The sequence below is a fragment of the Streptomyces sp. NPDC040405 genome (genome assembly GCF_055595765.1).
Window position 1 is genome coordinate 1140500 of record NZ_JBVIVI010000002.1, and the last position, 16087, is coordinate 1156586.

The 16087-nt window shown below is 69.5% G+C and carries 19 protein-coding genes; 14 read left to right on the forward strand and 5 right to left on the reverse strand.

Translation table 11 applies throughout. From position 1 onward, the window contains the following. Positions 1-220: 220 nt before the first annotated feature. The 10 genes from ACZ59A_RS12420 (at position 221) to ACZ59A_RS12465 (ending at position 8575) form a co-directional block, all read left to right on the forward strand. Positions 221-676, forward strand: coding sequence for a hypothetical protein (locus tag ACZ59A_RS12420; RefSeq protein WP_470957046.1), 456 nt, complete (start codon positions 221-223; stop codon positions 674-676). 261 nt (positions 677-937) lie between these two features. Continuing rightward, positions 938-1747, forward strand: a complete 810-nt coding sequence (gene atpB / locus ACZ59A_RS12425) for a F0F1 ATP synthase subunit A (RefSeq protein WP_468052026.1) — start codon at positions 938-940, stop codon at positions 1745-1747. 78 nt (positions 1748-1825) lie between these two features. After that, the gene (gene atpE / locus ACZ59A_RS12430) at positions 1826-2074 is read left to right on the forward strand and encodes an ATP synthase F0 subunit C (RefSeq protein ID WP_358623954.1); all 249 of its coding nucleotides are present in this window, start codon (positions 1826-1828) and stop codon (positions 2072-2074) included. A gap of 43 nt (positions 2075-2117) precedes the next feature. Then, positions 2118-2678, forward strand: a complete 561-nt coding sequence (locus tag ACZ59A_RS12435; RefSeq protein ID WP_468052028.1) for a F0F1 ATP synthase subunit B — start codon at positions 2118-2120, stop codon at positions 2676-2678. Beyond that, positions 2675-3490, forward strand: a complete 816-nt coding sequence (locus ACZ59A_RS12440; protein WP_470957050.1) for a F0F1 ATP synthase subunit delta — start codon at positions 2675-2677, stop codon at positions 3488-3490. Before ACZ59A_RS12435 ends, ACZ59A_RS12440 begins: the two co-directional genes overlap by 4 nt. A gap of 89 nt (positions 3491-3579) precedes the next feature. Next, complete coding sequence (atpA, locus tag ACZ59A_RS12445; protein ID WP_470957052.1) at positions 3580-5151, forward strand: F0F1 ATP synthase subunit alpha; 1572 nt, start codon at positions 3580-3582, stop codon at positions 5149-5151. A gap of 2 nt (positions 5152-5153) precedes the next feature. After that, the gene (locus tag ACZ59A_RS12450; RefSeq protein ID WP_470957055.1) at positions 5154-6068 is read left to right on the forward strand and encodes a F0F1 ATP synthase subunit gamma; all 915 of its coding nucleotides are present in this window, start codon (positions 5154-5156) and stop codon (positions 6066-6068) included. A gap of 4 nt (positions 6069-6072) precedes the next feature. Beyond that, a complete protein-coding gene (gene atpD, locus ACZ59A_RS12455) occupies positions 6073-7515 on the forward strand; it encodes a F0F1 ATP synthase subunit beta (protein ID WP_470957058.1) in 1443 nt (480 codons plus the stop codon). A 112-nt stretch (positions 7516-7627) separates the two neighbouring features. Then, positions 7628-8005 (forward strand): F0F1 ATP synthase subunit epsilon, encoded by a 378-nt coding sequence (locus ACZ59A_RS12460; RefSeq protein ID WP_470957061.1) that lies wholly within the window; start codon positions 7628-7630, stop codon positions 8003-8005. A 120-nt stretch (positions 8006-8125) separates the two neighbouring features. Further along, positions 8126-8575 carry a DUF2550 domain-containing protein gene (locus ACZ59A_RS12465; RefSeq protein ID WP_470957064.1) on the forward strand — a complete coding sequence of 150 codons (450 nt, stop codon included), beginning with the start codon at positions 8126-8128 and terminating at the stop codon, positions 8573-8575. Between the two features lie 9 nt (positions 8576-8584). Here ACZ59A_RS12465 and ACZ59A_RS12470 read toward each other — a convergent pair whose 3' ends face one another. After that, positions 8585-9262 carry a response regulator gene (locus ACZ59A_RS12470; protein WP_470957066.1) on the reverse strand — a complete coding sequence of 226 codons (678 nt, stop codon included), beginning with the start codon at positions 9260-9262 and terminating at the stop codon, positions 8585-8587. Positions 9263-9291: 29 nt separating this feature from the next. Continuing rightward, a complete protein-coding gene (locus ACZ59A_RS12475; RefSeq protein WP_470957069.1) occupies positions 9292-10488 on the reverse strand; it encodes a sensor histidine kinase in 1197 nt (398 codons plus the stop codon). A 166-nt stretch (positions 10489-10654) separates the two neighbouring features. Here ACZ59A_RS12475 and ACZ59A_RS12480 point away from each other — a divergent pair, with 166 nt between their 5' ends. Continuing rightward, positions 10655-11206, forward strand: a complete 552-nt coding sequence (locus ACZ59A_RS12480) for a hypothetical protein (RefSeq protein WP_470957072.1) — start codon at positions 10655-10657, stop codon at positions 11204-11206. Between the two features lie 593 nt (positions 11207-11799). Here ACZ59A_RS12480 and ACZ59A_RS12485 read toward each other — a convergent pair. Genes ACZ59A_RS12485 through ACZ59A_RS12495 form a run of 3 tightly spaced genes read right to left on the reverse strand, consistent with a single transcriptional unit; the run spans position 11800 to position 13951 of the window. Then, positions 11800-12372 (reverse strand): cob(I)yrinic acid a,c-diamide adenosyltransferase, encoded by a 573-nt coding sequence (locus tag ACZ59A_RS12485; protein ID WP_470957075.1) that lies wholly within the window; start codon positions 12370-12372, stop codon positions 11800-11802. 23 nt (positions 12373-12395) lie between these two features. Continuing rightward, positions 12396-13151 (reverse strand): ABC transporter permease, encoded by a 756-nt coding sequence (locus tag ACZ59A_RS12490; RefSeq protein WP_470957076.1) that lies wholly within the window; start codon positions 13149-13151, stop codon positions 12396-12398. A 17-nt stretch (positions 13152-13168) separates the two neighbouring features. Continuing rightward, complete coding sequence (locus ACZ59A_RS12495) at positions 13169-13951, reverse strand: ABC transporter ATP-binding protein (RefSeq protein ID WP_470957079.1); 783 nt, start codon at positions 13949-13951, stop codon at positions 13169-13171. Between the two features lie 79 nt (positions 13952-14030). On the opposite strand from ACZ59A_RS12495, the gene ACZ59A_RS12500 reads away from it, so the two are divergent. From ACZ59A_RS12500 to ACZ59A_RS12510, 3 genes are all read left to right on the forward strand, one after another. Beyond that, entirely contained in the window at positions 14031-14672 is a 642-nt protein-coding gene (locus ACZ59A_RS12500; protein WP_470957082.1) for a TetR/AcrR family transcriptional regulator, read from the forward strand. Between the two features lie 82 nt (positions 14673-14754). After that, entirely contained in the window at positions 14755-15603 is an 849-nt protein-coding gene (locus ACZ59A_RS12505; RefSeq protein ID WP_468052053.1) for a 3-hydroxyacyl-CoA dehydrogenase family protein, read from the forward strand. A 158-nt stretch (positions 15604-15761) separates the two neighbouring features. Beyond that, positions 15762-16085 (forward strand): STAS domain-containing protein, encoded by a 324-nt coding sequence (locus ACZ59A_RS12510; protein WP_468052055.1) that lies wholly within the window; start codon positions 15762-15764, stop codon positions 16083-16085. Positions 16086-16087: the final 2 nt, after the last annotated feature.

The window sequence follows — 16087 nt, forward strand, 5'->3', positions numbered from 1 at the left end:
GTCAAATCCCTACACTCGCTGTAACCCACTCGTGTGACGTGCAGCACACTGGACGGGTAAAGACCTCATCAAATAGTTTGTGATACCGTTCACTAAACCCGGTGCTTAGAGCCGAGGGGCCGCAGTGCGACGGCTCTTCGTCGCGAGGTTCCCTCTGTCCCCGGGGATACGCTCGTCCACGACGAATCGTTGCTTCCGACTCTTGCCGGAGAAACCCTTCATGCAGTCCAACGACGCCAGAACGCTGCTCAGTTGCGCCGTGCCCACCGCTGTGGTCGGCGTTGTCGCAGCCGTGCTCAGTGGTGTGCTCGCCGGTGGCAAGGGTGTGTTGGGAGCCGTCTTCGGCACGGTCCTTGTGGTTGCGGTCATGACAGTCGACCTGATCGTGCTGCAGCGGACGGCGAAGTACATGCCGCATCTCTTCCAGATGATGGGGCTCGCGCTCTTCGCGGTGCAGTTCCTGCTGATCGCGGTCGCGCTCGCCGTCTTCAAGGACACCACCCTGTTCAACACCAGGGCCTTCGCGGCCGCGCTGCTCGCCGCGACGCTGACGTGGGTTGCCGCGCAGACCCGCGCACACATGAAGGCCAAGATTCTTTACGTGCAGCCGGAAGCCGAGGACGAACGGAAGCCCGCGGGGGAGAAGAATGCCTCCCCTGCCGGGCACCCGTCGTGATCTGTAGGGCCGGTATAAGAGCACACACGCTCACCTGCTATCGTCCGGTGCCATCTGAGGCACAGCGGGCGCAGGTGGCTGAACCCCCGGAATCCACGGGACGGAATCGGCCGCCCATGCAGCTGCTGCCCACCATGACCGCTGGCTTGCGCCGACAAGCCGCCCCCACATTCGCAAGACGTCCAGTGCCGTTCCGCGGCAATGCCCCGCGCCGACACAACGAGGTTGCCGTACCCATGCGCCACGCTGAAGGAGCTCGCGGTGAGTCCTGACCAGACGCTCGCCTTCGAGACCGATTGCCACATCTTCGACGGGTGCGGCTTCCCGGCCCCAGGGCTTCACTCGTTCACGTTCGAGCCGATCGCGACGATCGGCGGCTTCGAGCTCAACAAGCCGATGCTGCTGGCCTTCCTGGGGACCATCGTCGTCGTGGCGTTCTTCTGGGCCGCCTTCGGGAAGGCCAAGGTCGTCCCCGGCAAGCTCCAGATGGTCGGCGAGGCGGGCTACGACTTCGTACGCCGCGGCGTCGTCTACGAGGCCCTGGGGAAGAAGGAGGGCGACAAGTACGTCCCCCTCATGGTTTCCCTGTTCTTCTTCATCTGGATCATGAACCTCTGGTCCGTGATTCCGCTGGCCCAGTTCCCGGTGACGTCGGTCATCGCCTTCCCGGCGGGACTCGCGGCGATCGTCTACATCCTCTGGGTCAGCCTCACCTTCAAGAAGCACGGCTTCGTCGGTGGCTGGAAGAACATCTCCGGCTACGACAAGTCGCTCGGCGGGGTTCTGCCGGTGGTCATGGCGCTGGAGCTGCTCTCCAACCTGATCATCCGGCCCTTCACCCACGCCGTCCGGCTCTTCGCCAACATGTTCGCCGGACACGTCCTGCTGCTGATCTTCACGATCGCCAGCTGGTACCTGCTGAACGGCATCGGGATCGCCTACGCGAGCATCTCGTTCGCGATGACCATCCTGCTGACCGCCTTCGAGCTTTTCATTCAGGCCCTTCAGGCGTACGTCTTCGTCCTGCTGGCCTGTAACTACATCCAGGGCGCTCTCGCCGAGCATCACTGAGCACCCAGTCAGCTCCCGTCCTAAAGGGCGTCCGGTGGCCAACCCCCACCGGTCCGTGAAAGAGAAGGAAGAAACGGCATGTCCGCTCTCGAGACGTCCCTCGCCGCTGTCCAGCTCAAGGGCAACCTCGGCTCGATCGGCTACGGTCTCGCCGCGATCGGCCCCGGTGTCGGCGTCGGCATCATCTTCGGTAACGGCACCCAGGCCATGGCCCGCCAGCCCGAGGCCGCCGGTCTGATCCGTGCCAACCAGATCCTCGGCTTCGTGCTCTGTGAGGCGCTGGCCCTGATCGGTCTGGTTATGCCGTTCGTCTACCCGTCCAGCTGACGACGCGGCGTAAGCCCAGCCGTATCCGACGAAAGGCAATGATGTGAACGCCCTGGTACACCTGGCGGAGGAGCAGCAGAACCCGCTCATCCCGCCGATCCCAGAGCTTGTCATCGGCCTGATCGCCTTCGCCATCGTTTTCATCTTCTTCGCCAAGAAGCTCCTCCCGAACATCAACCGTGTTCTGGACGAGCGTCGCGAGGCGATCGAGGGCGGAATGGAGAAGGCCGAGGCAACTCAGGCCGAGGCCCAGCAGGTCCTCGAGGACTACCGCGCCCAGCTCGCCGACGCCCGTCACGAGGCCGCCCGCCTGCGCCAGGAGGCGCAGGAGCAGGGTGCCGCGCTCATCGCTGAGATGCGCGCGGAGGGTCAGCGGCAGCGCGACGAGATCGTCGCGGCCGGGCACGCCCAGATCGAGGCAGAGCGCAAGCAGGCCGGTACGGCCCTGCGCCAGGACGTGGGCAAGCTCGCCACCGACCTGGCCGGGAAGATCGTCGGCGAGTCCCTCGAGGACGTCGCCCGGCAGAGCCGCACCATCGACCGCTTCCTCGACGACCTCGAGGCCAAGGCGGCCGACGACTCGAAGGCCGAGGCCGGACGATGAACGGAGCGAGCAGGGAGGCTCTGGCAGCCGCGCGCGAGCGCTTCGACGCGCTGACGGACAACACGTCCGTCGACGCGGGCGTTGCCGCCGACGAGCTGGCCGCCGTCACCGCGCTGCTCGACCGTGAGGTCTCGCTGCGCCGGGTCCTCACCGACCCGGCGCAGTCCGGCGAGGCCAAGGCCGAACTGGCCCAGCGCCTGCTGAGCGGGCAGGTCGGCGGCGAGGTCATCGACCTGGTCTCCGGCATGGTCCGCTCCCGCTGGTCGCGCTCGCGCGACCTCGCGGACGCGGTCGAGGAGCTGGCGAGCAGCGCCGACCTGGTGGCGGCCCAGCGGGCCGGCACGCTGGACAACGTGGAGGACGAGCTGTTCCGGTTCGGCCGGATCGTCTCCTCCTCGTCCGAGCTGCGGTCGGCGCTGGCCGACCGGCGCGCGACCGGTACGGCCAAGGCCGGGCTGGTCGGCGAGCTGCTGGGCGGCCGGGCCGACCGGGTCACCGAGCGGCTTGTCGTGCGTCTTGTGACCCAGCCGCGCGGACGTAGCCTGGAGGCGGGTCTCGACGAGCTGTCCAGGCTCGCCGCGGCGCGCCGGGACCGGATGGTCGCGATCGTCACCTCGGCGGTGCCGCTCGGCGACCAGCAGAAGGAGCGCCTCGGCGCCGCCCTGGCGAAGCTGTACGGACACAAGGTGCACCTCAACCTTGATGTGGACCCGGAGGTCCTCGGCGGGGTCGAGGTGCGCATCGGCGACGAGGTCATCAACGGGACCATCGCGGACCGCCTCGGCGAGGCGAGCCGACGGATGGCCGGCTGACCCAGCCACCAACTCAACAAGCATGTAAGCGGCCCGAGTTGGGCCGTAGTCACTTACTTCGGGCCCAACAAGGAGAGCAGGGAACCCAGATGGCGGAGCTCACGATCCGGCCGGAGGAGATCCGGGACGCGCTGGAGAACTTTGTCCAGGCGTACAAGCCGGACGCGGCCTCGCGCGAGGAGGTCGGTACGGTCAGCGTTGCCGGCGACGGCATCGCGAGGGTCGAGGGTCTTCCCTCGGCCATGGCGAACGAACTGCTGAAGTTCGAGGACGGCACCCTCGGCCTCGCCCTCAACCTCGAGGAGCGCGAGATCGGTGCCGTTGTCCTCGGCGAGTTCAGCGGCATCGAGGAGGGCCAGCAGGTGCACCGCACCGGCGAGGTCCTCTCGGTAGCTGTCGGCGAGGGCTACCTCGGCCGCGTCGTCGACCCGCTGGGCAACCCGATCGACGGCCTCGGCGAGATCGAGACCGAGGGCCGCCGCGCCCTCGAACTGCAGGCCCCCACGGTCATGGACCGCAAGTCGGTTCACGAGCCGATGGAGACCGGCTACAAGGCCGTCGACGCCATGACCCCGATCGGCCGCGGCCAGCGTCAGCTGGTCATCGGCGACCGGCAGACCGGCAAGACCGCGCTCTGCGTCGACACGATCATCAACCAGCGTGACAACTGGCGCTCCGGTGACCCGAAGAAGCAGGTCCGCTGCATCTACGTCGCCGTCGGCCAGAAGGGCTCCACCATCGCGTCCGTGCGCGGCGCGCTGGAAGAGGCCGGCGCCCTGGAGTACACGACGATCGTCGCCGCCCCGGCGTCCGACCCGGCGGGCTTCAAGTACCTGGCCCCCTACACCGGCTCGGCCATCGGCCAGCACTGGATGTACCAGGGCAAGCACGTCCTGATCGTCTTCGACGACCTGTCCAAGCAGGCCGACGCGTACCGCGCCGTGTCGCTGCTGCTGCGCCGCCCGCCGGGCCGTGAGGCCTACCCGGGTGACGTCTTCTACCTGCACTCCCGGCTGCTGGAGCGCTGCGCCAAGCTCTCCGACGAGATGGGCTCCGGCTCGATGACCGGTCTGCCGATCGTCGAGACCAAGGCGAACGACGTGTCGGCGTTCATTCCGACCAACGTCATCTCCATCACCGACGGTCAGTGCTTCCTGGAGTCCGACCTGTTCAACGCCGGTCAGCGCCCGGCCCTGAACGTCGGTATCTCGGTCTCCCGAGTCGGTGGCTCCGCGCAGCACAAGGCGATGCGCCAGGTCTCCGGCCGACTCCGCGTGGACCTCGCCCAGTACCGCGAGCTGGAGGCGTTCGCCGCCTTCGGTTCCGACCTGGACGCGGCCTCGAAGGCGTCGCTGGAGCGCGGTGCGCGCATGGTCGAGCTGCTGAAGCAGGGCCAGTACGCCCCGTTCTCCACCGAGGACGAGATCGTCTCCGTCTGGTCCGGCACCAACGGCAAGATGGACGACGTGCCCGTCGAGGACGTCCGCCGCTTCGAGCGTGAGCTGCTGGACTACCTGCACCGCGAGCACAAGGGTCTGCTGACCAGCATCGTCGAGGGCGGCAAGATGTCCGCCGACACGATCGAGGCGCTCGGCGAGGCCGTCGACGGTTTCAAGAAGCAGTTCGAGACCTCGGACGGCAAGCTGCTGGGCGAGGGCTGAGTATGGGTGCCCAGGTCAAGGTCTACAAGAGGCGGATCAAGTCCGTCTCCGCGACCAAGAAGATCACCAAGGCGATGGAGATGATCGCCGCCTCGCGCGTCGTCAAGGCGCAGCGGCAGGTGGCGGCGTCGACCCCGTACGCCACCGAGCTGACCCGCGCGGTCGGCGCCGTGGCCAAGGGCTCCACCACCAAGCACGCGCTGACCACGGAGTCCCAGAGCCCGACCCGCGCCGCGGTGCTGCTCATCACGAGCGACCGCGGGCTCGCGGGCGGCTACTCCTCCAACGTCATCAAGTCGGCCGAGCAGCTCACCGAGCGGCTCACCGGTGAGGGCAAGGAGGTCGACACCTACATCGTCGGCCGCAAGGGCGTCGCCTACTACACCTTCCGTGAGCGCAAGGTCACGGAGTCGTGGACGGGCTTCACCGACAACCCGACCTACGCCGACGCCAAGAAGATCGCCGGACCGCTGATCGAGGCCGTGCTCCAGGAGACGGCCGACGGCGGCGTGGACGAGCTGCACATCGTGTCCACCGAGTTCGTCTCGATGCTGACGCAGACCCCGGTCCAGGACCGGCTGCTGCCGCTCAGCCTCGAGGAGAAGGCGGAGGAGCAGCAGAAGAAGGGCGAGATCCTCCCGCTCTTCGAGTTCGAGCCGTCGGCCGAGGACGTCTTGGACGCCCTGCTGCCGCGGTACGTCGAGGCTCGGATCTACAACGCTCTGCTGCAGGCCGCCGCCTCCAAGCACGCGGCCACCCGGCGGGCGATGAAGTCGGCGACCGACAATGCCGACGAGCTCATCAAGTCGCTCACGCGGCTTGCCAACGCGGCCCGCCAGGCCGACATCACCCAGGAAATCAGCGAGATCGTCGGTGGCGCGAGCGCTCTGGCCGACGCCTCTGCGGGGAGTGACTGACAATATGACCACCACTGTTGAGACGGCCACGGCGACGGGCCGCGTCGCGCGGGTCATCGGCCCGGTCGTCGACGTGGAGTTCCCCGTCGACGCGATGCCGGAGATCTACAACGCACTGACCGTCGAGATCGCCGACCCGGCCCAGGACGGGGCGAAGAAGACCCTGACGCTCGAGGTCGCGCAGCACCTCGGCGAGGGCCTGGTGCGCTCCATCTCCATGCAGCCCACCGACGGCCTGGTCCGCCAGGCCCCGGTGACCGACACCGGCAGCGGCATCACCGTGCCGGTCGGCGACGTCACCAAGGGTCGGGTGTTCAACACCCTCGGGCAGATCCTCAACGAGCCGGAGGCCGAGTCCGAGGTCACCGAGCGCTGGGCGATCCACCGCAAGGCCCCGGCCTTCGACCAGCTCGAGTCCAAGACCGAGATGTTCGAGACCGGCCTGAAGGTCGTCGACCTGCTGACCCCGTACGTCAAGGGCGGCAAGATCGGCCTGTTCGGCGGCGCGGGCGTCGGCAAGACCGTCCTCATCCAGGAAATGATCATGCGTGTGGCCAAGCTGCACGAGGGCGTTTCCGTGTTCGCCGGTGTCGGCGAGCGCACCCGTGAGGGCAACGACCTCATCGAGGAGATGGCCGAGTCCGGCGTGCTCCCGCAGACCGCGCTGGTCTTCGGTCAGATGGACGAGCCCCCGGGCACCCGTCTGCGCGTCGCCCTGGCCGGTCTGACCATGGCGGAGTACTTCCGCGATGTGCAGAAGCAGGACGTGCTGTTCTTCATCGACAACATCTTCCGCTTCACCCAGGCCGGTTCCGAGGTCTCGACCCTGCTCGGCCGCATGCCCTCCGCGGTGGGCTACCAGCCGAACCTGGCCGACGAGATGGGCATCCTCCAGGAGCGCATCACCTCGACCCGTGGTCACTCGATCACCTCGATGCAGGCGATCTACGTCCCCGCGGACGACCTCACCGACCCGGCCCCGGCGACCACCTTCGCGCACCTCGACGCGACCACGGTGCTCTCCCGGCCGATCTCGGAGAAGGGCATCTACCCGGCGGTGGACCCGCTGGACTCGACGTCCCGGATCCTGGACCCGCGCTACATCTCGCAGGACCACTACGACTGCGCCTCGCGCGTGAAGTCGATCCTGCAGAAGTACAAGGACCTCCAGGACATCATCAACATCCTGGGCATCGACGAGCTGGGCGAAGAGGACAAGCTCACCGTCTTCCGCGCCCGCCGCATCGAGCGCTTCCTGTCGCAGAACACCCACGCGGCGAAGCAGTTCACCGGTCTCGACGGATCGGACGTGCCGCTGGACGAGTCGATCGCCGCGTTCAACGCGATCGCCGACGGCGAGTACGACCACTTCCCCGAGCAGGCGTTCTTCATGTGCGGTGGCCTGGACGACCTGAAGGCCAAGGCCAAGGAGCTGGGCGTCTCCTGAGCCCCGTAGTCTGAGGAGAGGGGTGGGCCCGGTCCCGCCCCTCTCCGCACGCCCGTTATTCTTTGACGAAAGCCCTGTCGTCCCCGGCAGGATTCAGACCCGAGGAGCCACGTTGGCTGCTGAGCTGCACGTCGAGATGGTCGCGGCGGACCGTAGTGTCTGGTCCGGCACGGCCACCTTGGTCATCGCGCGCACCACATCGGGTGACATCGGCGTCATGCCCGGCCACCAGCCGCTGCTCGGTGTGCTGGAGTCCGGCCCGGTGACCATCCGTACGAGTGACGGCGGAACGGTCCTCGCCGCGGTGCACGGCGGGTTCATCTCCTTCTCCGACGACAAGCTCTCGCTGCTGGCCGAGGTCGCGGAGTTGTCCGACGAGATCGATGTCAAGCGCGCGGAGCGGGCGCTGGAGCGCGCCAAGTCGGCGGCGGACGCCGCCGCCGAGCGGCGCGCCGACGTCCGGCTGCGTGCGGTGGCGGGAGTGCACTGAGCCTGTCACGTACGGTCGGAAAGCCTCAGCCGCGGACCTCGCTGGAGTTCCTCTTCAGCGGTCCGCGGCTGAGGCGATGCAGGTGCGGTTTTTCCGGATGAGGCGAGGAGGTCGGTGAAGATGGTCCTCGCTCTGCTTGTGAGCGGCGTGGTCGTCGCGCTGGTGGTGGCGGGACTCTTCGTCTTCGGGCTGCGGCGGCGGCTGATCCAGCGGTCCGGCGGCACCTTCGACTGTTCGATGCGCTGGGGCGCGCCCGGATCCGAGGCGGAGCCCAGCGGCAAGGGGTGGGTGTACGGCATCGCCCGCTACAACGGTGACCGGATCGAATGGTTCCGGGTCTTCTCGTACGCGTACCGCCCTCGGCGGACGCTTGAGCGCGCCTCGATCGAGGTGCTGGAGCGGCGTACCCCCAAGGGCGAGGAAGAGCTGGCCCTGCTCTCCGACGCGGTGATCCTGGCCTGTCGGCACACCGGTACGCGGCTGGAGCTGGCGATGAGCGAGGACGCCCTGACCGGCTTCCTGGCCTGGCTGGAGGCCGCCCCGCCCGGCCAGCGCGTCAACGTCGCGTAGCGCCCCGTCTCACACCCCCAACTCCTGGGCCAGGACGGCCGCCTGGACCCGGCTGCGCAGCTCCAGCTTGGCGAGCAACCGGCTGACGTGGGTCTTCACCGTCGCCTCCGCCATGGTGAGATGGCCCGCGATCTGCGCGTTCGACATCCCCCGGCCCAGCGCGCCCAGCACCTCGCGCTCGCGCGGGGTGAGCGCGGCGAGCACCGAGGGATCGGCCGCCGTTCCCCTTGCCCCCTTGGCGAACTCCGCGATCAGCCGACGGGTCACCGCGGGCGCGATCAGCCCCTCGCCGTCCGCGACCGTACGGACCGCCTCGACCAGCCGCGCCGCGTCGCTGTCCTTGAGCAGAAACCCGGCCGCCCCGGCGCGCAGCGCCCCGAAGACGTACTCGTCCAGGTCGAACGTGGTCAGCACCAGGACATCGGCCAGCCCCTCGGCGACCACCTGCCGGGTCGCGGAGACCCCGTCGAGCCGGGGCATCTGGACGTCCATCAGCACCACGTCGGGCCGCAGCTCCCGGGCCCGCGCCACGGCCTGTTCGCCGTCGGTGGCCTCGCCGACCACCTCGATGCCGGGCGCCGACCGCAGGATGAGCACGAGCCCGGAGCGCACCGCGGCCTGGTCCTCGGCGACGAGCACCCGGATGGGTCCCGGCGTCGTCTCCGGCGTGGGGTGTAGCTGATTCACCGCGGCTCCTGCGCTGTCGTGGGTGGTCGTCATGGCTCGTCCCCCAGCGGCAGGGCGGCCCGGACCCGCCACACCGTGCCGGAGGGGCCGGGGGCGGGGCCCGCGTCGAGGGTGCCGCCGAGCAGTGTGACGCGTTCCCGCATCCCGATCAGCCCGGTGCCGGAGCCGGGCGCCCGCGGCGCGGGGCGCTCGCCGTACGGGCTGACCACGCTGACCTCCAGCGCACCGTCCGTACCGCCGCCGGGATGCGCCAGCGTCACGTCCACCTTGCCCGGCCCGGCGTGCTTGAGGGCGTTGGTCAGGGACTCCTGGACGATGCGGTACGCGGCGAGCTCGACCGGGGCGGGCAGCGCGGCGGAGCCCGCCGGGCGCTCGTCGTACAGGACGAAGTCCTGGCCGCCGGGGGTGCTGGCCGTCCTGGCCTGCTCCAGCAGGGCGTCCAGGGCGTCGAGGGTGGGTGCGGGCGCCGTCTGCTCCTCGCCGTCGCGCGCGTCGCGCAGCAGACCGATCAGCCGCCGCATCTCGGCGAGCCCGCGCACGCTGTTCTCCCGGATGACGCCGAGTGCCTCCTCCGTGGCGGCCGGGTCCTTGAGGGACTGGGCGGCGGTGGAGTGGATGGCGATGGCGGAGAGGTGGTTGGCCACCATGTCGTGCAGCTCGCGGGCCATTCGGGAACGCTCCGCGGTGACCGCCTCCCGGCGGTCCAACTCCACGAGCAGCGCGACGCGTTCGGCCTCCAGACGGGCGGCCTCGGCCTCCTCCCGGTGGCCACGGACCAGCACCCCGGTCCATGCCGGGCTGATGGTGAACACCGCGACGAGCATGCCGATCAGCAGCGTCTCGGGCTCCTGGACGACCGCCAGCGGCACCGCCGTCGCCAGCGCCGTGACCAGCAGGCACAGGCGCGGTACGCGGCGGGCGGTGGCGGGGGTGCCGTACATGACGCACGCGTAGATCAGGTCCGTGTACATCAGGAGCGTCGCGGCGAGCCCACCGCTGCACAAGTCCGCGGCCACGGCGGCGGTCCCGATGCCGAGCCCCGCGACCGGCGCCGTACGCCGCAGCAGCTCCGCCCCCGAGATGACGACCAGGGCGACCAGCCCCAGCCACTGGGGCGTACCGAAGAACGGCGGATTGTTGTGCAGCCCCAGCGTCCACAGCAGCAGCCCGCCGAGCACCCCGGCGAGGCCGATCAGCATGTCGTCGCGGTGCGGGCGGGAAGGCATGGCTCCATCACAGCACGCGGCGCGGGGCGCGGTCCTCCCCTCCGGGTCGGTCCTGCGGGCGCGCGGCGTACATCGAAGGATGCAGCCGCGTCTCGTCGCCCGCGACGAGGCGGACGCCCGGATCGCACGGAACGGTGAGAGAGGAGAAAACGAGAGGAGCGAAACCGTGATTGTCGCGCTGATCATCGCCTGTGAGGTCGGCTTCTGGGTGCTGCTGGCCGTGGGGCTGGCGCTGCGGTACGTGGCCAAGATGCCGCGCGCGAGTGTGGCCGTGCTGCTGTGTGAACCGATGCTGGAGCTGGTGCTGTTCGTGGCGACCGCGATCGACCTCAAGAACGGCGCCGAACCGGACATGCGGCACGGGATCGCCGCGGCCTACATCGGCTTCTCGGTCGCCCTGGGCCACCAGACGATCAAGTGGGTCGACGCCCGGGTGGCCCACCGCTTCTTCGACGGCCCGCCGCCGGTGAAGCCGCCGAAGTACGGCATGGCGCGGGCGGCCCACGAATGGAAGACCGCCGCCCGCTGGATCCTGGCGGCGCTCATCGCGATGGCGCTGCTCCAGGGCGCGGTCTGGTACGTCGGCGACGACGGCGACATCGGCTCGCTGCGCGAGTGGCAGACGAAGATGCTGTTCGTGATCGGCATCAACGTGATCATCGCCCTGTGCTACACCCTCTGGCCGAAGCAGGAACCCGCGAGGTCGAACGCGAGGTAGCCCCCACCCCGCCCCTTCCCGAACCCGGGTGCTCCGCCCCTGGACCCCGGCTGGGGCTGCGCCCCTGGCCCTGCTCGGGGTTGGGCCCTCGCTGGGGGTGCGCCGCTCGGCGCTGGTTGGGTTGCGCACCTGGGGCCTCGCTCTAGGTTGCCCGGGCCCCGGTTGGAGGCTGCGCCTCCGACCCCGTTGGGGCTCCGCCCCGGGCCCGCCGGGGCTGCGCTCTTGGCCCTCGGCTGTGGGCTGCGCCCCGGGGCCCGCGGGGGTTGTGCCCTCGCGCCCGGGCTGGGGTTGTGCCTTCGTCTTCGGCGGGGCTTCGTTGGGGCTGGGCCTCTGGGCTCCCACCGGGGCTGTGCCTCCGCCCTCGCCGGGGCACGGCCGGGGTTGCGTTCCCGGGGCCCGCCGGGGTTGCGCCCCCCGCCCCCCGGCTGGGGTCGCGCGCCCCTCCAATGGGGCTGTGTGCCGGGCACTCCCGGGCTCGTAGGAGTCGCGCTGGACCTCACGTGTCTCCGGCGGGGCCTCAAACGGCCGGGGTCCGGGGGCTTGCCCCCGGTTTCGGGAAGGGGCGGGGTGGGGGAGGCCCCGCGCCAGCGGTTCTAGCGGTTTTCGCCGGGGACCCAGAGGACGTCGCCCACCTCCTTGTTGGCCGCGCGGGCCAGGATGAAGAGGAGGTCCGAGAGGCGGTTGAGGTAGGTGGCGGTGAGAGGGTTCATCGTGTCGCCGTGGACGGCGAAGGCCGCCCACGTGGCGCGCTCCGCGCGCCGTACGACCGTGCACGCCTGGTGCAGCAGGGCCGCGCCGGGCGTACCGCCGGGGAGGATGAAGCTGCGCAGCTTCTCCAGGTCCTCCAGGAAGCGGTCGCAGTCCGCCTCCAGCTTGTCGATGTAGGTCTGCTCGACCCGCAGCGGCGGATGCTCGGGGTTCTCGACCACCGGGGTGGACAGGTCGGCGCCCACGTCGAACAGGTCGTTCTGGACCCGGACCAGGACGTCGGCGATCTCGGCAGGCAGCGAGCCCAGTGCGATGGCCACCCCGATCGCGGCGTTCGCCTCGTTCGCGTCGGCGTACGCGGCGATCCGCAGGTCGGTCTTGTCGGTGCGGCTCATGTCGCCGAGGGAGGTGGTGCCCTTGTCCCCGGTGCGCGTGTAGATGCGGGTGAGATTGACCATGAGTCCGAGCCTACGCGCAGCCGCTACGCCCCGGCCTGCCGGAAGAGCCGGGTTCCGAGGGTGAGGGCGACGGCGGCGAGCCCGGTGGCGACCAGGCAGGCGAGGCCGATCTTGCCGTCCCCGTAGTCCCCGGCGAAGGCGGCCCGTACGCCGTCCACGAGGTAGCGGAACGGCACGAAGTGCGAGGTGATGTCGAGCCAGCGCGGGCCGAGCGACATCGGCAGCAGGATGCCGGAGAGCAGCATCGCGGGCATGGTGACGGAGTTGATGACGGGGGCGAAGCCCTGCGGCGACTCCACGCGCATGGCCAGTGCGTACGAGAGCGAGGCCAGCGAGATGGTCAGCGCGGCGACGAACGCGAAGCCGATCAGGATGCCCGGCACGGGCGCGCGCAGCCCCATGGCGACGGCGACGAGCACGACCACCACCGACTGGAACAGGAGCTGCACGACGTCCTTGAGCACCCGGCCCATGAGCAGGGCCAGTCGGCTGACCGGGGTGACCCGCATCCGCTCGATGACGCCCATGCGCTTTTCGAAGATGATGCCGATCCCGGCGAACGAGGCGCTGAACATGCCGAGCTGGATGAGGATGCCGGGGACGATGGTCTGCCAGGAGTCGCCCTCGCCGCCCAGCGGTATGCCGGTGAGCAGCGGGCCGAAGAAGACCAGGAACAGCAGCGGCTGGACGAGGCCGAAGACCATGGCGGGCTTGGAGCGCAGGGTCTGGCGGAGGTGACGGCGGAAGATCAGGGCCGTGTCGGAGACGACGTGAGACATGAGGGCTTCTTCCGGGGTCAGAGGGCGAGCGGGGCGGGGTCGTTCGGCGCGGTGCGCCGCCCGGTGATGGCGATGAAGGTGTCCTGGAGCGTGGCGTCCGGCGAGCCGCCGTACTCGGTCTTGAGCCGCTTCGCCGTGCCCTCGGCGGCCACCCGGCCCTGGTCGACGATGACGAGCCGGTCGGCGAGGGCGTCCGCCTCGTCGAGGTAGTGGGTGGTCAGGAAGACGGTCGTGCCGTGCTCGGCGCGCAGGCGGCGGATCAGGTCCCACAGGTCGGCGCGGGCGGCCGGGTCCAGCCCCGTCGTCGGCTCGTCCAGGAACAGGATCCCGGGCCGGTGGACCAGGCCCAGCGCGATGTCCAGCCGCCGCCGCTGCCCGCCGGAGAGCGCGGCGCAGGGGCGGTCGAGCAGGTCGGTCAGGCCCAGGTCGTGGGCCAGTTCGTCGGCGCGGGCCAGGGCTTCGGCCTTGGGGAGCCGGTAGAGGCGCCCCTGGGTGACGAGTTCCTCCCGTACGGAGACGGTGAGGTCGACCCCGCCGGACTGGGCGACGTACCCGATGCGGCGGCGCACCCCGGCCGGGTCGGTGGCGAGGTCGTGACCGGCGACCGTGGCGGTGCCGCCGGTGGGCGGGAGCAGCGTGGTGAGCATGCGGAGCGTGGTGGTCTTGCCCGCGCCGTTGGGGCCGAGGAACCCCAGGATCTCCCCGGCCTCCACGGTCAGGTCGATGCCGCGGACGGCCTCCACGGGGCCGCGCTTGGTCCGGAAGGTGCGGGCGAGCCCGCTCGTGGTGATGACTGGCATGGCCCAAGAAAAGCAGGGTCACTTAAATTTTGCAATGACCCCAAAGATGTAGCAGACCCAGCGAAGCTAGGATGGGGGCATGGCGGAAGGGCTCAGGGAGCGGAAGAAGCGGCAGACCAGGCAGCACATCTCGGATGTCGCGACCGGGCTGTTCATGGAGCGCGGCTTCGAGGCGGTCACGATCGCGGAGATCGCCGAGGCGGCCGAGGTCTCCGTGAACACGGTCTACAACTACTTCCCGGCCAAGGAGGACCTCTTCGTCGACCGCGAGGAGGAGATCGTCGACCGCCCCTCCCGGCTCGTACGGGAGCGCGCGACCGGCCAGTCGGCGGCGCGGGCGATCGTGGAGCAGCTGCGCCGGGACATCCGCGAGCGGCACGCCTACGTCGGGCTGACCGAGGGCTACGACCGGTTCCGGCAGGTCATGACGGAGTCGCCCGCCCTGATGGCCCGGCTGTTCACCATCCAGGGCAAGGCCGTCAACCAGCTCGGTGTCACGCTGCGCGAGGAGGCGGCCGCGGCTCCTGAGGACCCGACCCCCGAGTTCGTCGCCCACCAACTGGTCGGCCTTCAGAACGCCGTTCAGCGCTGCATCATGCGCGCTCTCACGGAGGGCGGTGGCGTGGACGAGGTCGCCGAGGACGCGCTGCGGAAAGTGGACGTCATGGAGTCGCTTCTCAGCGACACGGTCCTCAACTATGCGGCGAAGAACACACCGTGACGCGCCTTACTGGGGGCTGCCCCAAGGGGTGAACGGGCGTTAAGGTCCACGCACACCGAACGTCGACGAAGGGGTGTGTGTCGTGGCCAAGAAGCTCGCGGTCATCGGAGCCGGACTCATGGGGTCCGGTATCGCGCAGGTCTCCGCCCAGGCGGGCTGGGACGTCGTGCTGCGCGATGTGACCGATGAGGCGTTGCGGCGCGGCACCGACGGCATCCGCGCCTCGTACGAGAAGTTCGTCTCCAAGGGCAAGCTGGACGCCGGGGACGCCGAGCAGGCGCTGGCCCGCATCACCACCACGACCGACCTCGACGCCGCCGCCGACGCGGATGTCGTGGTGGAGGCCGTCTTCGAGAGGATCGACGTCAAGCGGGAGATCTTCCGCACCCTCGACGGACTGGTCAAGGACGACACCATTCTCGCGTCCAACACCTCCGCCATTCCGATCACCAAGATCGCCTCGGTCACGGAGCGCCCGGAGCGGGTCGTGGGCACGCATTTCTTCTCGCCCGTCCCGATGATGCAACTGTGCGAACTGGTGCGCGGTTACAAGACGAGCGACGAAACGCTCGCCACGGCAAGGGAGTTCGCGGAGGGCGTGGGCAAGACCTGTATTGTCGTCAATCGCGATGTCGCGGGCTTCGTCACCACGCGCCTGATCTCGGCACTCGTGGTCGAGGCCGCCAAGCTCTACGAGTCCGGGGTCGCCACGGCCGAGGACATCGACATCGCCTGCAAGCTGGGCTTCGGCCACGCGATGGGACCCCTCGCGACGGCCGACCTCACCGGCGTGGACATCCTGCTCCACGCCACCGACAACATTTACACCGAGTCCCAGGACGAGAAGTTCGCGCCACCGGAGATCATGCGCCGGATGGTCGACGCGGGTGACATCGGCCGCAAGAGCGGTGGGGGCTTTTACCGCTACTGAGGGCTCTGGTGCGGCGCCAGGCCCGTAACTCACCCTCTCGGGTGAATTCGGTATCGGTTCGCTTACAGACGGCAACTTCCTCGGGTGAGAGGCAGTCAGTTCTGTAGAGAGAAATGGCGCATTGACGAAACGACGACGCACCATCCAGGGGAGCGCATATGCACATCAGGGGCGACCACGCCGAGCTGGTCGTCGGGGGCCGTCTGGACGTCCGGAGCGCGGCGGACGCCCGTACGGCCCTGCACACCGCCGTTGATTCCGGTGGAGGGGATCTCGTACTCGACCTGACCGAGCTGGACTCCTGGGACGCCACCGGCCTCGGCGTGATCATGGAGGCACATCGGAGAGCGGGCCGCGCGGGCAGGCGGCTCGTCCTGCGCGGGGTGCCGCCGCAGATGCAGCGGCTGCTGGTGGCCACCCGGCTGCACCGCATTCTGGCGATCGAGGGCGGGCTCGAGGCGGAGACCTTGCCGCGCGTCTGAAT